14 protein-coding genes and 1 other RNA gene are annotated in these 15409 nt (G+C 30.5%); 9 read left to right on the top strand and 6 right to left on the bottom strand.

Annotated features, from left to right (window positions below; all coding sequences use genetic code 11):
* Positions 1-18: 18 nt before the first annotated feature.
* Positions 19-1443: an ATP-dependent DNA helicase gene (locus ABD939_RS09210; protein ID WP_345167435.1), complete on the bottom strand. Its 1425-nt coding sequence runs from the start codon at positions 1441-1443 to the stop codon at positions 19-21.
* A gap of 125 nt (positions 1444-1568) precedes the next feature.
* Here ABD939_RS09210 and ABD939_RS09205 point away from each other — a divergent pair, with 125 nt between their 5' ends.
* From ABD939_RS09205 to ABD939_RS09190, 4 genes are all read left to right on the top strand, one after another.
* A complete protein-coding gene (locus tag ABD939_RS09205; protein WP_345167432.1) occupies positions 1569-2306 on the top strand; it encodes a hypothetical protein in 738 nt (245 codons plus the stop codon).
* Positions 2290-3117: a DUF3822 family protein gene (locus ABD939_RS09200; RefSeq protein ID WP_345167428.1), complete on the top strand. Its 828-nt coding sequence runs from the start codon at positions 2290-2292 to the stop codon at positions 3115-3117. Before ABD939_RS09205 ends, ABD939_RS09200 begins: the two co-directional genes overlap by 17 nt.
* Positions 3117-3662: an RsmD family RNA methyltransferase gene (locus ABD939_RS09195; protein WP_345167425.1), complete on the top strand. Its 546-nt coding sequence runs from the start codon at positions 3117-3119 to the stop codon at positions 3660-3662. The genes ABD939_RS09200 and ABD939_RS09195 overlap by 1 nt, the downstream gene beginning before the upstream one ends.
* Positions 3663-3825: 163 nt before the next feature.
* Positions 3826-4335, top strand: coding sequence for a nuclear transport factor 2 family protein (locus ABD939_RS09190; RefSeq protein ID WP_345167422.1), 510 nt, complete (start codon positions 3826-3828; stop codon positions 4333-4335).
* A 59-nt stretch (positions 4336-4394) separates the two neighbouring features.
* Here ABD939_RS09190 and rnpB read toward each other — a convergent pair.
* Positions 4395-4701, bottom strand: an RNA gene (gene rnpB, locus ABD939_RS09185) — RNase P RNA component class A.
* A 102-nt stretch (positions 4702-4803) separates the two neighbouring features.
* On the opposite strand from rnpB, the gene dnaX reads away from it, so the two are divergent.
* From dnaX to ABD939_RS09170, 3 genes are read left to right on the top strand one after another with little or no spacing between them, the layout of a single operon-like run.
* Complete coding sequence (gene dnaX, locus ABD939_RS09180; protein WP_345167419.1) at positions 4804-6537, top strand: DNA polymerase III subunit gamma/tau; 1734 nt, start codon at positions 4804-4806, stop codon at positions 6535-6537.
* Between the two features lie 5 nt (positions 6538-6542).
* Positions 6543-7124 carry a hypothetical protein gene (locus ABD939_RS09175; RefSeq protein ID WP_345167416.1) on the top strand — a complete coding sequence of 194 codons (582 nt, stop codon included), beginning with the start codon at positions 6543-6545 and terminating at the stop codon, positions 7122-7124.
* Between the two features lie 2 nt (positions 7125-7126).
* Positions 7127-7708: a MiaE family protein gene (locus ABD939_RS09170; RefSeq protein WP_345167413.1), complete on the top strand. Its 582-nt coding sequence runs from the start codon at positions 7127-7129 to the stop codon at positions 7706-7708.
* Here ABD939_RS09170 and ABD939_RS09165 read toward each other — a convergent pair.
* The 4 genes from ABD939_RS09165 to ABD939_RS09150 all read right to left on the bottom strand — a co-directional run bounded on the left by ABD939_RS09165 (position 7705) and on the right by ABD939_RS09150 (position 11974).
* A complete protein-coding gene (locus ABD939_RS09165) occupies positions 7705-8283 on the bottom strand; it encodes a porin family protein (protein WP_345167410.1) in 579 nt (192 codons plus the stop codon). The genes ABD939_RS09170 and ABD939_RS09165 overlap by 4 nt on opposite strands.
* 101 nt (positions 8284-8384) lie before the next feature.
* The gene (locus ABD939_RS09160) at positions 8385-9290 is read right to left on the bottom strand and encodes a Ppx/GppA phosphatase family protein (protein ID WP_345167407.1); all 906 of its coding nucleotides are present in this window, start codon (positions 9288-9290) and stop codon (positions 8385-8387) included.
* 1 nt (position 9291) lies between these two features.
* Positions 9292-11355: a polyphosphate kinase 1 gene (gene ppk1 / locus ABD939_RS09155; RefSeq protein ID WP_345167404.1), complete on the bottom strand. Its 2064-nt coding sequence runs from the start codon at positions 11353-11355 to the stop codon at positions 9292-9294.
* Between the two features lie 133 nt (positions 11356-11488).
* Positions 11489-11974, bottom strand: a complete 486-nt coding sequence (locus ABD939_RS09150; protein ID WP_345167401.1) for a SixA phosphatase family protein — start codon at positions 11972-11974, stop codon at positions 11489-11491.
* A 467-nt stretch (positions 11975-12441) separates the two neighbouring features.
* Here ABD939_RS09150 and ABD939_RS09145 point away from each other — a divergent pair, with 467 nt between their 5' ends.
* A complete protein-coding gene (locus ABD939_RS09145; RefSeq protein ID WP_345167397.1) occupies positions 12442-15210 on the top strand; it encodes an HYR domain-containing protein in 2769 nt (922 codons plus the stop codon).
* 8 nt (positions 15211-15218) lie between these two features.
* Positions 15219-15409: HYR domain-containing protein (locus tag ABD939_RS15740; protein ID WP_425550285.1), on the top strand; the 191-nt coding region annotated here is incomplete at its 3' end.

Genomic DNA, 15409 nt, shown 5'->3' with positions numbered 1-15409 from the left:
TGTATTAATAATCAAATATCATTCCTCAAAAAAATCTTGTTTAAAACCAATAAGATACAACTTTTCTTTGGCTCTAGTTACGGCTGTATATAACCATCTTAAATACTCTTTATTTATTCCATTTGGCAAGTATGGTTGTTCTACAAAAACAGTATGCCATTGCCCACCTTGAGATTTATGGCAAGTTATTGCATATGAAAATTTTACTTGTAAGGCATTAAAGTATTTATTTGACTTTACTTTTAAAAACTTCTTGTATTTACTGGTTTCAGCCTCATAATCTTTCATAACTTCTTGATAAAGTCTATTTGATTCTTCATATGGTAATGATGGGGTTTCTGCATCAATAGTATCCAATAACAGAACGGTTTCAAAAGGGCGCATTTTTGGGTAATCAACCATTCTTACTTTTACTTCTGCAAATCTAAATCCGTAAAGCTCTTCTATTCTAAAAATTTCTAAAACTTCAACAATATCACCGTTAGCAATAAAACCAGCCTCGGTTGTTGGTTTTATCCAAAAATAATTATTCTTTACAACCATTAAAAAATCGCCTGCAGATAATTCATTTTCATTAAATAAAATGCGACTTCTTATTTGTTGATTGTACAAATTTGCTCTTTTATTACTTCTAACTATAATGGCGGTTTCTTCGTTTCCTAAGTTGCTGTAAGCATCATTTATTGCGTCCATAATATCATAACCATCAACTAGGTTAACAATATCTTTAAAACCATTTAAATCGAACTTAAATGACTCGTTAAATGAGTTTGATATAGACTCTCTAAGTACTGTTGCATTTACAAGAATACCAGAATCTTGTTCTTGTCTTACAACCTCGTCAAGTTCCATTTTAGTAACCTCTTTATTATAATTTAGGCTTAATGTGTTTTCATTTAAAGCGGGACTTAAATCTAATTTTACTGGCGGAAGTTGTGCCGTATCACCTATTAACAAAAGTTTACAGTGATGTCCAGAATATACATATTGCATTAAATCATCTAAAAGAGAACCATTTTCAAAAAGTTTAGATTCTGCAGGGGTATCTGGAATCATAGACGCTTCATCTACTATAAAAATGGTATTTTTATGTTTATTGGGTTGCAAGACAAACTTTACACCTCCATTTTTTTCTTTTTTAGGAAAGTAGATTTTTTTATGAATGGTAAACGCCTCTTTGCCTGAATAATTCGATATAACTTTAGCTGCTCTACCTGTAGGTGCCATTAAAATAGCGCTTTTTTTTGCTTTCCATAAATTAGTAACAATTGTACCAACAATAGTGGTTTTTCCTGTTCCTGCATAGCCTTTTAATAAATAAATATCATTATTCCCCTTTTTGAAGATAAACTCCGAAAGTTGTTGTAAAACAATATTTTGTTTAAGCGTTGGTTTAAACGGAAACTGCTGTTTTATAAGGGAATAAAATTCGGAAGATGTCATTTATTGTTTAACAAATTATAAATTATTCAAATATAGAAATGATTTTTACGCCTTATAGGTTTTTACGATTAAAAAAAAATTGTAGATTTGCTAAATACCATTAATAAACTTATAATAATATAACTATGTTAACATTTATTCTAATTGCAGTTGCTGTAATTCTTGTTACAATTGGCTTAGTTAAGCTGGTTGACAAATTTGTACCTACAAAATTTAAACCTGTTTTAACTATAGCTCTATGGGTATTAATTGCTTTTTTAGGATATCAAACATTTATGTCTGTTTATAATCCGATTCTTTTTAACCAAACAAAAGAAAAGCGATATGCTCAAGTTATTGAAAGTTTAATAGATATTAGAGATGCACAATTAGCTCACAAACAGGTTACTGGTAGATTTTCTGATGATTTTAACAAGTTAGTTACTTTTATAGATACTGCTAAATTTACAATTACTCAACGTCGTGACACTAGTGTTGTTGATGAAGTACTTACTAAACAATTTGGTGTAACTATGACTAAAGATATGGTAGTTATCGATACACTAGGTTATGCATCTGTAAAAGACTCTTTATTCAAATCTGATAACAGATACAAAACAATGATGAATGTTCCTGTTGGAGAAGAAGGTGCTAAATTTTCTTTAAAAGCTGGGTTTATAAATCAGAATGATATTAGAATTCCTGTTTTTGAAGCTATGGTAAAAAAGTCTGTTATTTTATTCGATCAAGATAAAGATTTAATAAATCAAGAAAATCAAGTAGTTTCAGTTGAAGCCGTTAATGGTGATGCTCTTAGAGTTGGCTCTATGGATGAAGTAAATACCAACGGAAACTGGCCAAAAAATTATGCCGCAAACGATTAATATTCAAAATAAACTAACTAATTTAGAACTGTCCATTCAACTGAGTTTGAGTGGACTTTCTTTTTGTATATTACAAAGAGATTCGAATACTATTCATGCTTTAAAGCGTTATTTTTTTGATAGTAAGGTAAACCCTGTTCAATTATTAGAAAAATTAAAAGATGTATTTAGCACAGAACCATTTCTTAAAAACAAGTTTGATAATGTTTCTTTAATACATGATAATAACCTTTCTACTTTAGTACCAAAACCGCTGTTTAACGAAGATTGTTTAGCAGATTATTTAAAATTTAACTCCAAAATATTGAAATCAGATTTCATTACTTTCGATAATTTAGATATAAACGATAGCGTTAATGTTTATGTACCTTATATAAATATTAACAATTACATCTACGATAAATACGGTTCTTTTACATTTAAACATGTTTCAACTCTATTAATAGAACAGGTATTAAAAATTGAAAAACATTCAGATGTACCAAAAGTTTATGCAAATATTGGGAAAAATAGTTTTGAATTAATTGTTGTTAATAACAGTAAACTTATATTTTACAATACTTTTGAGTATACTACAAAAGAAGATTTTATTTATTATTTACTTTTTACAGCAGAACAACTAGAACTAAACCCTGAGATTTTAAATTTAGTATTTACTGGAGAAATAGATTCTAAAGACGAATTATATATAATTGCCTATAAGTATATTCGTTTTGTGTTTTTGGGCAATAGGGAAGATCAATACAAATATCATTCTGATGCTCAACCTACTTCTAACCATAGTAACTTTGCCATAATACATAGTTTTTAATGCGAATTATTTCTGGATTATACAAGAGCAGAAAAATAATTGCTCCTAAAAATTTACCTGTACGCCCTACAACAGATATGGCAAAGGAATCGCTATTCAATATTCTAAATAACCTATATTATTTTGATGAGATTAGAGTTTTAGATTTATTTGCAGGTACGGGAAATATTAGTTATGAATTTGCATCACGAGGCACAGAACAAATTACTAGTGTTGACCAAGATTTTGGATGCATAAAATTTATTAATCAGACTGCTGAAAAATTTGAAATGCCCATTCAAACTATTAAAAGTGATGTTTTTAAATTCTTAGAAAAGACAACAATACAATCAAATATTATTTTCGCAGACCCGCCATATAATTTTTCAAATGAGCATTTTGCAAAAATACCAGAATTAGTCTTTCAAAATAACTTATTACTACAAGATGGTGTTCTTATTTTAGAACATTCAAAACACACCAATTTATCTTCATTAAATCATTATAACTACTCTAAAAGCTACGGTGGTAATATGTTCAGTTTTTTTGAACATGCCGAATCTTAATATTATTTTTTTAATTACCTTTTTTACAGTATATTACAGTCCCTATAAGTACTAATTAAAAAAGTCGTCCCAGACTTTACACATACTTTTCTCTCAAAAAAATCTTATTTTTTTAACATAGTTATGGCTTAAATTGAGTACTAACCTTTAAACCATAATTATAATGAAAAAACTTTTTTTACTTGGATTAGCAATAATTGTATTTACTGCTTGCCAAAACCAGCCACAACGTTATTTCTCTGAATCCTCAGAAATTGAAACTTTAAAAGCGGGTATTAAAGCTTATGAAGCTCAAGATTGGGATACTTGGAAAGCTAATTTTGCAGATACAGCAAAAATATACCATAACACAAATAAAGGAGCATCACCAGATGAACTCATGGTTGGCATGAAAGATATGTTATCCAACTTTTCTGATTACAAATTTTTAAACGAAGACGCTGAAATTGAAATGATTATTGATGATGATGGCGACACTTGGGTAAACTATTGGAATACTTGGGGAGGAAAAGCTAAAGTTACTGAGAAAAAAATAGCCGTCCCAGTACATTTAACTGTTCAATTTATTGATGGAAAAATTGTTCAAGAGTACGCATATTACGACACAGCTAGCATTGGAGAAACAATTGCAGAAATTGAATCTATGAAAGTAGTGGAAGAAACCGAAGAATGACATTTGAAGTATATAATCAACCAAAAACCCTTCTTAAAAATTTAAGAAGGGTTTATTTATTTCTAAGCAAATCTATAAGCCGAATTCTGTACTCAAAAAGAGCTCCTATCATTTATCTGAGTTAATAGTTACCTATAAACTTAAGCTGCCTACCCTCCAGTATCGAGCGTGCAGCTCTCAAGCACTGGTTTACATGACATTGCACCACATAGAGTTTACCTGGTTTCACTACGGCATTACCCGTACATACTTTCTGTTGCACTTTTCCTAACCTTACGGTTGGTGGTTATTAGCCACTATGTTGCACTATGGTGTTCGGACTTTCCTCTATCTCTAAAATGAGACAGCGATAAGACAATCTACTTGCCTGCAAAAGTACATAAATTGTTAATAACTATAAATAATTTGGAAACCTAGAATTCTTAATTTTGAGTTGAATTTTTAACTTTGTTACTCTAAGTTTTTTTAATGGAACATTTTATAGTATCAGCTAGAAAGTACCGCCCACAAACATTTAAAGATGTTGTGGGACAACAAGCTATTACCAACACTTTACTTAATGCCATTGAAAACAATCATTTAGCTCAAGCCCTGCTGTTTACGGGTCCGCGTGGTGTTGGTAAAACTACTTGTGCACGTATTTTAGCTAAAATGATTAATAGTGATGGAAATGAAACAGAAGATGAAGACTTTGCTTTCAATATTTTTGAATTAGATGCTGCTTCTAATAACTCAGTTGATGACATCAGGAGTTTAACCGACCAAGTTAGAATACCTCCACAAGTTGGTAAATATAAAGTCTATATTATTGACGAGGTGCACATGTTGTCTCAAGCTGCTTTTAATGCGTTTTTAAAAACCTTAGAAGAACCACCAAAACACTGTATTTTTATTCTAGCAACCACTGAAAAACATAAAATTATTCCGACTATTTTATCACGTTGTCAAATTTTTGATTTTAAACGTATTACAGTTAAAGATGCTAAGGAATATTTAAAATATATAGCTGAAGAGCAAGGTATTACTGCAGATGATGATGCTTTGCATATTATTGCTCAAAAAGCAGATGGCGCCATGCGTGATGCGCTTTCTATATTTGACAGAGTAGTTAGTTTTTCTGGAAAAAATTTAACCAGACAAGCTGTTACAGAAAATTTAAATGTACTTGATTACGAAACTTATTTTACAAGTACAGACTTAATATTAGAGAATAAAATACCCGAATTATTACTTCAGTTTAATAATACATTATCGAAAGGGTTTGATGGGCACCATTTTATTGCAGGTTTAGCATCGCATTTTAGAGACTTATTAGTTAGCCAAACTTCTGAAACGATAGAATTACTTGAAGTTGGTGAACAAACAAAGAAAAAATATTTAGACCAATCTAAAAAAGCATCTCAAGCGTTTTTGCTTCAAGGCATAAATTTAGCTAACGATTGCGATCTTAAATATAAAACTAGTAAAAATCAGCGATTACTCGTTGAATTATGTTTAATGCAGCTTGCCTCTATCACTTTTGATGGAGAAAAAAAAAATAGCAAACATTACATAATTCCTGCTTCATATTTTAAAGGTAAGGGCATTACCCCTATTCCTGTTGAACTTCCAAAACAAAAAATAGAAACTAAAGTTGAAGTTAATAACGATCCGACCGAAGAAAAAGATGAGTTGTTAAATTCTAAACACCTAGAAAAACTTCAAGTAAAAGAGCCTCCAAAAATTGTTTTAAAACATGATATTAAACGTACATCAGGGCTTTCTTTAAGTAGTATTAAAGCAAAAAAAGATCATCAAATAAAACAAATGGAAGTTATTATTGATGAAGAAAATTTACCAAAAGATGATTTTACACAAGATGAACTTACTGAAAGTTGGAATAAATTCATTAAAATTATTCAAGATAAAGGGCAATTTAATCTAGCATCTATTTTGTCAATAGACATTCCAAAATTAACAGGGACAACTGTTAATTTAGAATTTCCAAACGCCACCAATAAATTAGAAGTTGAGCGTCAACAATACGATTTATTATTGTTTTTAAGAAAGTCTTTAAATAATTATGATATAAATTTAAATATTATAGTTAACGAAGAAATAGAAAAAAAATATGCATACACTACTCAAGACAAATTTGAAAAACTGAAAGAGAAAAACCCAAATATTGATGTTTTGAGAAAAACTTTCGATTTAGATATCTAAAATAAATGAAAAACCTTCTTCTTATAGCCTGTATTAGTTTTTTTGCTTTTGCAAGTTGCGATGGCAGACAGACCAAAAAAGATTCTTTAAAAAAAGCAGTCGTTAAATTTAAAGATTCGGTAAAACCAACTACAGTAGTAAAATACAAGCCAGAAATGTATGCCGAAGTTTTAACTGATACAATTTTAAGTAATGGTTATTCAGTTAGTGTAAAAACATATACAGATATGCAAAATTCGGTAACACATAATTACCAAATTGATGATTTTAATATGGTTAAAGACATCTATAGAAAATGGATCTCTGAAGTCACAATAACCAAAGATAACATTATCATTTTTCGTGAGAATATTGACGAACAATTCCTAAACAAAGAAAACAAATTAAAAGCAGATAAAAGCTTGTTAAATTCTATTTCTATTGGAGTTGAAGTAGATGAGGAATTGTCTTTAACTAATAACGAGATATATTTACATACGGCAATCCTTTACCCAAAAGAAGAAAAACAAATACTTTACATATTGAAAATAAATGATAAAGGCTATTCGGTTTTAAAAGAACTTAATACCTTTTACAAAACTACATAATTATGTTAGGACTAAAATTACCTACAGATCCGCGTTGGGTTAATATTGTAGAAAAAAATATAGAAGAAATACTAACAGATCATGCATTTTGTGAACAAAAAGCTGCAAGTACAGCTATTTCTTTAATCGTAAGTTTTCCAGAATACACTGATTTGGTTAAAGAAATGGTAGCCTTAGTTAAAGAAGAAATTAGTCATTTTAAAATGGTACATGACAAAATTATAGAACGCGGATGGACATTGGGCAGAGATAGACGTGATGATTATGTTATTCAATTAGTAAAGTTCTTTCCAAAAGGTGGCAGCAGAACAACCCAGTTAATTCATCGACTTTTGTACGCTGCTCTAATTGAAGCTAGAAGTTGTGAACGCTTTAGACTTTTATCTGAAGAATTAGAAGATAGAGAATTAGCTGACTTTTATAGAAACCTCATGGTAAGTGAAGCAAATCACTACATTATGTTTTTAGGTTTTGCAAGACAATATGGAAATAAAAAAGAAGTTGATACCAAATGGCAGCAACTTCTTGAATATGAGAGTAAAATTATTTCTAATTTAGGAACAACTGAGGCAATACACGGCTAAAATTTATAACCAATCCCAATTTGAATATTTGAGTTTTTAGCTGAAATTAATTGGTTATCATCAAAAACATCAGAAATTCCGTAAGTATACCTTAAATCTGCAAAAAGCATGTGTGAAAGTTTGTATTCTATACCAGCAAGTCCAGAATATGCAAAGTTTTTAACTCCATCTCCTTCTTTGTGAATTTTTAAACTTACTTGCGGCCCTAAACCAAACTTTAACTTTTCGCTAAGTCTAAATTTAATTAAAACTGGCGCTTGTAAATAATCTAAATGTAAAACTTCAGCTTTAGCTCCTTCTGGTGAAAACTGTATTTCTGGCATTAATGAAACAGTTTTAGATAAACCAATTTCTGCAAAAAAACCAATATAGAAGCTGTTTCTATGTTTATTTTCAATTCCAGGAGATTCATCAAAGTCTAGGTTGGAAATATTATAACCACCTCTTACTCCATATTTTACACCTTGAAATGTAGAACTTTTAGACTTTTTATCGTCTTCTTTTTTTTCGTCTTCTTGACAAAATCCTTGTAAAGAAACGCTAAGTAGGATTATTAATAGTGATATTTTTTTCATAATTAAATAGTTTTGGGATATAATTTTATATCAATTATATGCCGACGAATATATATTAATTATGATTAAAAGTAATATTTTAAAAGGTAAAGTGCAGAATTTTACTGTGTATTGCTAGAAACAGTATCGTAATAAATACTTTTTATTATACCATCTGCAAGTCCAATTTTTGGTACATATATATTTTTTGCACCACTCCATTTCATTGCAGAAAGATAAATCCTCATAGCTGGAATAATAACATCTGCTCTGTCTTGATTTAAATCGAGCTCTGTAATACGTTCTTCATAAGAATAACTTTGTAACGTTTGGTAGTATGTGGTTAAATAAAAGTAAGACAGTGGTTTACCTATTGATTTTCCTGATATTTTAAAGATTTTATTTATGTTTCCTCCAGAGCCAATAACATCTATTTTATCATAAACTTTTACGTTTGCTTTAATCCAAGTTTCCAACTCTTGCCATGCCTCTTTTTTAACCATATCATTCAACAAACGAACGGTACCAATTTTAAAAGACCGTGAAGCAACCTGATTTCCTTGATGTATTACAGTAAATTCCGTACTACCACCTCCAACATCAACATACAAGTACGTTTTATTATTATCAATATATTTATTTAAATCTGTAGCTGCTATTATGGCTGCTTCTTCTTCTCCTCCAATTATATCTATACTTACACCGCATTGATTCAAAATTAGGTCAACTACCTTTTTACCATTTTCAGATTCTCGCATTGCCGAAGTGGCACATGCTTTATATTTAACAACTTTATGAGATTTCATAAGCAGTTTAAAAGCTAGCATGGTATCTAAAATACGCTGGGTGTTTTCTTTAGAAATTTTATTTTTTATAAACACATCTGCACCTAAACGAATAGGAACACGAACTAAAGAGTTTTTTTTAAATTGAACTGGTTTCCCTTTTTGTTCTATAATATTTGAAATAAGTAGTCTTACAGCGTTTGAACCTATATCTATGGCTGCGTACTTTTTTATTGAGAGCATATTAGTTTTCTAACTTTTTTAAATAATAGTCATAAATAGCAAATTGAGATCTTACCTTTTTCTTATCATTTCTTTTGTATTCATTTTCTATGTCAGTATTAATAAATCTTGCTTTTACATTATCGTTCCAAGATAAATTAAAACCATCTATAATTTCCTGCTTAATTGCCTCATCATAAATAGGACAGCTTACTTCCACTCTATTTTCAATATTTCTAGTCATCCAATCTGCTGAAGATATATAAACCTTTGTGTTACCATTATTTCCAAATATATAAATTCTAGAATGTTCTAAAAACTTATCTACTATACTGATAACCTCTATATTTTCACTCATTCCCTTAACTCCCGGAATCAAACAGCAAATGCCACGAACTATCATTTGTATTTTTACTCCTGCTCTACTGGCCTCATATAATTTATCAATCATTGTATAGCTAGAAATACTATTCATTTTAAGTCTGATAAATCCTTTTTCTCCATTTTTTACATTCTCTATTTCAGTGTCTATTAATTTAAAAACAGAAGATTGTGTGTAATGAGGTGATGTAATGAGGTGCTTATATCTATATATTTTATAATTTATTTGAAAAAAGTTGAATATTTTATTGACGTCTTTTAAAATTTTCTGATTTGATGTAAATAAAGTGTGATCTGTATAAATTTTAGCGGTAGATTCGTTAAAATTACCTGTACTTATAAAACCATAACGTTTTAATTTTTTCCCTTCCTCTCGCTCAATAACACACATTTTACTGTGCACTTTTAAACCCGGAACTCCAAAAATTAAATTAACGCCTTCATCTTCCATTTGTTCAGCATAATCAATATTGGCTTGCTCATCAAAACGAGCGCGTAACTCAATTGAAACCGTAACTGCTTTACCGTTAATAGCTGCATTTATAAGCGAACTAGCAATATGAGAGATCTGTGCAAGCCTGTATATAGTAATTTTTATAGTTTTTACAGACGGGTCTAGCGCTGCTTCTCTTAAAAATTTAACAACGTATGAAAATGTTTGATACGGTGCGTAAAGCAAATAATCTTTCTTAGCAATAGCCTCAAAAATACTAGCTTCTAGACTTAGTCCTTTTATTGGTAATGGCTCGATTTTATCATAAGATAAATCTGTTCTTCCTAAACTTGGAAAGCCCATATAATCTCTTCTATTATGGTAACGTCCTCCAGGAATAATACTATCTGTATTGTCTATTCCCATTTTAGACATTAAATACTCAAGAGTTTCATTATCAATAGTTTTATCGTAAACAAAACGAACAGGCTCACCTACTTGACGATGCTTAACACTATCAGATATTTTTTCAATAAAACTTTTACTTAGGTCACTTTCAAAATCTAACTCTCCATCACGAGTTATTTTAATCATATGGGCAGAAATACTCTTGTAATCAAAAATATTAAAAATATCACCCAAACAATGTCTTAATAAATCATCTAGCATGATGATATAGTTTTTGTTTCCTTGTTTAGGTAACTCAATAAACCTATTTATATTTTTTGGGATTTCAATTAATGCATATTGTCTTTTTTCATCATTCATTAACATTCTAACAGCCAAATAAGCAGCACTATCTTTTAAGTTAGGTAGTACTACCATATCGCTTAAAATGATTGTAACTAAAGCAGGACTAACTTTCCTTATAAAATAGCGTCTAATAAAGTCATGCTGATTACTATCAATTTGAGTTTCATCTATTATATAAATATCCTCATCTTCTAATCTAGATTTGATGTCTTTTAATATTCCCAGACTTTCAGTTTGTTGACGGATAACAATTTTAGTTATTATTTCTAATAATTCGGCAGCTTTAATACCACCAAGTGCATTTTTACCACCTTTACCTGCCTCAACAATTCGTTTTACGGTAGCATATCTTACTTTAAAAAATTCATCTAGATTATTTGAGAAAATTCCTAAAAACCGCAATCGCTCAATTAATGGCACATTCTCATCTGACGCTTCTTGTAAAACTCTAGCATTAAACTGTAACCAGCTTATTTCTCTGTTAATATATTCGTTATTATTTATTTCTGTTTTAGACATTATTTTGTATTGAAAAAGTACTTAACAAATATATTCTATTTATGATTAATTTGTAAAGAAAACAAACATCAGTTTTAAAAAAACTAGGCTTAAAATTAAGTATACTTCTATTCCTTGCTCAAACACTAAAATATTACTTAAAATCACGAGGAAATAAAGTTTTAGTTGTTTTTCCTTTTTTCAAATCTATCCAATTATCTATATCAAATTCGATAACAACCAAGCCACTAGTTGGAACGTTGTCAATATATTTGTCACCATATTGATTTACAAAATGTGTGATGGCATGATTATGCCCAAAAACCATAAGATTACTAATTGTTTTATCTGAAGACTTTATTATTTCTAATAAGTTTTCTCCCGAAAAATCATATAAACCATGATTTAGACTAAAATTGCTTTTATTTATTTCAAGATTCTCAATAAATATATTAGCGGTAGTTTTTGCTCTCATTGCGTCGCTAGAAAGTACCTTATCGATTAACAATTTTTCTTTCCTTATTTTATTAGAGATTGTATGAGCATCATTTATACCTCTATTCTTTAATGGTCGGTCATGATCTATGACATCATATTCCCAAGAAGATTTTGCATGCCTAACTAAAATTATTGTCTTCATAATATTCGATTAAATGTTTTATTTTATCGATAAAAAGTTGTTTTTGTCGATAAAAAGCAATTTATTTGCTTAATAAAATTAATAAAAATGATTTAATAATATGATTTAAAAAATTTAAAAAGTTAACTAGCTTTATATTAGGTGAGTAAGGAATTTAGTGGTCGATAAATGAATATATTAATCGTTTAAATGATTTTTATGAGCTTTTAATCGATTTTATAAGTGATTTGGCATTTATTTTTGAACAGTATTAATCATATATGTTCTTTTGCTAAACCTACTTTAAAAAATATTATTATGAACCCAAGTCTAGTATTTTATAGCAATAGTATGTTTGCTAAGATTAAATCCCTCACTGTTTTTCCCTCAAAGACTTTATTTTTTAATTAACGATAATTTCATTTTGTGACTATCATAACTCACAAGTGTCTAATATACATTTATAGTATATATAATCTTTTTGAATCATGAAAAATAAATACAATTGTATTTCATTAAAAAGTATATCGAAGATAATTTTATTAGTCTTTAGTGTTACTTTCTCTCATTTAATGACCGCTCAGACTCAAGCTCCCTCGATTCAAACTGGGGTAACTTTTCAATGGTCAGATACACAAACCAACAACAATAATCCTGCTACTATTCAATCGATTACTATTGATGGAACCCTGTACAATACTTTTGTAGTTCCTACAGATTATGAACTGACAAGAGTATTTCCAGGAGGTCATGGTGACAATAGAATTTTTGAAAACGGAAACCAACTAATAATTAATAGTGACCCTTTAGTAAATCCTAACTGGGATAATTTTGCGCTATCAGCTTTTCAAGATAAAAACTTAAACCATTACTTTTCGGCAAACCAAAATGGTAGAAATATTTGCGGAAACTTTCCTGCAGTTGAAACTACTGATGCTCAAAAACAAACTATTTTTTATAATCCATCCATTCCTTCAAATTCTGGTGGAGTTTTAGCTGTAACAGAACGTGGTGGTAATAACTGTTTTTATATAGAAGTTTGGGGTATTCCAGCTGGTGGAGGATCTGAACAAAAATTAGGAGAAACATTTGTTAGAAACGTTGGGAATTATTCAGGTTCTACTCCTGGTGTACCTGCTGCTGGATCTGATTATTGGAGATCTGGACGTGTAAATGAAAATGGTCAAACTATTGCTGTTGCATTATTTTACTTAAATGAATTAGCACCAACTGGATCTAACATTACGAAAATTGAGTTTGTAGGCGCAAGTAATGACCACGGAGATGGTAAATTCTTCTTACTTCAAAAATACGCTGTTGACCAGCAAGTAATTGAATGTTTAGACGAAACTTACAATGGAGATTTAAAAGTACTTAATAATGCACCTGCTAATTCCACTTATACAATAAATCCACCAGCTCAAATTGGATCATCATCTTTTACTTGGAATTCTGATGGTACATACACTTATGTCCCCGATGCTAATTATATAGGTGATGTAACTTTTACATATGAATTATGCTTGCCATTTCCAAATCAAAGTGTTTGTGACCAAGGAGGCGTTACTTTATCTTATGTAGATTTACCACCTGAACCAACCTTTAATGTAGATTGTAATACAGTTGATAATTTTACTATTACGGTAACAAGTCCATTAAATACAAGTACAGACCCTAATCAATATGAATATTCATTAGATGATGGAGTTACTTACCAAAGCTCTCCAACTTTTACAAATCTTCCTGAAGATTCTTACACTTTGAAAGTTAAGAGTACTTATACTACTTGTGAAAGAACATCTACCACAAATCCGATTATATTAGAGAATCTAGAAATTTCGGGTACGATTTCAGATGCTATATGTGATCCTGGATCTCCTCCTGGTGGAGGTATCGATATTACTGTCTCTGGTGGAAACCCTTCATACACATTCCTTTGGAGTAATGGTGAAACCACTGAAGATTTATCAAATATTACCGGTGGAGTTTATTCTGTTACTGCTACAGATCAAAATGGTTGTTCAATTTCACAAAGTTTTACTGTAGATGAAACTTCAAGCGGAGCTTCTTGTCAAATCATAGTTGATGATTGTCCTACTATGGTTGATCCTGTTTGTAGTGAAAACGACGGTGGCACTCCTATTTTCTGGTCTCCACCAAATTTCTCTTTTCAGTGTTGTTCTTCAACACCTGGGGATGACTACTCATTTAATGTAGAGTTTGATTTACCTGAAAACTCTAACGTTTGTTGGGATTATAGCGGAGTTCAAAGAATTGGAAGTAACAATTTAAGGTTATTCCAGTCTAATGGAGGTGAAACTAGTTTTTCGACGCCTCTTTCATACTTTGATACTTCTAATGGTGTTCCAATAAATTTAGATTTAATTGTTCCTAGTGGTACTTTTGATTGGACTTTAGAAGTTTTAGAAGGTAGCAATATTGTTTATACAAATACCATAACTAATATATCTTCTGATGGTTTACAAACTATAACCATACCAAATACAGTTTCTAGTGGAGCCTATATTTTAAAGTTTATTTTTGATGATAATGGTACAAATCTAAATGCTAGTGATTCAATTGAAGTTGATAGATTATACTATAATGCTTATTTATTAAATACAAATTGTACTGATGGTATAAACTTCGCTGTGACTTCTAATTTTAATCCTGGAGACTCTTTTAATGATGGCACTACTGCTGTAATTTATACAGCTACATATACAAGCGCTAATGGTGATACTGAGCAATTAACTTGTGAATTTAATGTAGAAGTACTTACTTTAACTGTAAGCGGAACACTTACGGCTACAAATGTTGCATGCTTTGGAGACAATACAGGAGAAGCAACTATAACACCTATTGACGGAACAGCTCCTTATACCTATTTATGGGATGATGCTAATGCGCAAACTACTGCTACAGCAACTGATTTAATAGCTGGAACTTATTCAGTTACAGTTACTGATGCTAATGGATGTAGTGCTTCTGACAGTATTACAATATTAGATGGAGATAATGAAAATCCAGTAATAGATTGTCCTGGTGATATTAACGTAAATGTAGACCCTGGTGTAGATGGTGCTATTGTAAATTATACTAATCCTATTGGTACTGATAACTCTACAGGCTCTATTACAACACAAACTGCTGGTTTAGCTTCTGGGTCATTATTCCCGATTGGTACAACAACAAATACATTTGAGGTAACAGATATATGTGGAAACTCTGTAACCTGTAGTTTTANCCTGGTGTAGATGGTGCTATTGTAACTTATACTGATCCTGTAGGAACGGATAACGCTACTGGTGCGGTAACCACAAGAATTGCTGGTCCTGCTTCTGGATCGCTATTCCCGATTGGTACAACAACAGTAACTTTCCAAGTGGAAGATGCTGCAGGTACTATTGTAACCTGTAGTTTTACAGTAACCGTTACGGATAACGAACCTCCTGT

It is taken from the genome of Algibacter aquimarinus (genome assembly GCF_039543265.1).
In the GTDB taxonomy this organism is placed as follows: Bacteria; Bacteroidota; Bacteroidia; order Flavobacteriales; family Flavobacteriaceae; genus Algibacter_B; species Algibacter_B aquimarinus.
This window is presented reverse-complemented; position numbering and strand designations above follow the sequence as displayed.

Bases quoted from the DNA above. Each gene is read 5' to 3' on its own strand.
- ABD939_RS09210 (WP_345167435.1), bottom strand. From the start codon at position 1,443: ATGACATCTTCCGAATTTTATTCCCTTATAAAACAGCAGTTTCCGTTT.
- ABD939_RS09205 (WP_345167432.1), top strand. From the start codon at position 1,569: ATGTTAACATTTATTCTAATTGCAGTTGCTGTAATTCTTGTTACAATT.
- ABD939_RS09200 (WP_345167428.1), top strand. From the start codon at position 2,290: ATGCCGCAAACGATTAATATTCAAAATAAACTAACTAATTTAGAACTG.
- ABD939_RS09195 (WP_345167425.1), top strand. From the start codon at position 3,117: ATGCGAATTATTTCTGGATTATACAAGAGCAGAAAAATAATTGCTCCT.
- ABD939_RS09190 (WP_345167422.1), top strand. From the start codon at position 3,826: ATGAAAAAACTTTTTTTACTTGGATTAGCAATAATTGTATTTACTGCT.
- dnaX (WP_345167419.1), top strand. From the start codon at position 4,804: ATGGAACATTTTATAGTATCAGCTAGAAAGTACCGCCCACAAACATTT.
- ABD939_RS09175 (WP_345167416.1), top strand. From the start codon at position 6,543: ATGAAAAACCTTCTTCTTATAGCCTGTATTAGTTTTTTTGCTTTTGCA.
- ABD939_RS09170 (WP_345167413.1), top strand. From the start codon at position 7,127: ATGTTAGGACTAAAATTACCTACAGATCCGCGTTGGGTTAATATTGTA.
- ABD939_RS09165 (WP_345167410.1), bottom strand. From the start codon at position 8,283: ATGAAAAAAATATCACTATTAATAATCCTACTTAGCGTTTCTTTACAA.
- ABD939_RS09160 (WP_345167407.1), bottom strand. From the start codon at position 9,290: ATGCTCTCAATAAAAAAGTACGCAGCCATAGATATAGGTTCAAACGCT.
- ppk1 (WP_345167404.1), bottom strand. From the start codon at position 11,355: ATGTCTAAAACAGAAATAAATAATAACGAATATATTAACAGAGAAATA.
- ABD939_RS09150 (WP_345167401.1), bottom strand. From the start codon at position 11,974: ATGAAGACAATAATTTTAGTTAGGCATGCAAAATCTTCTTGGGAATAT.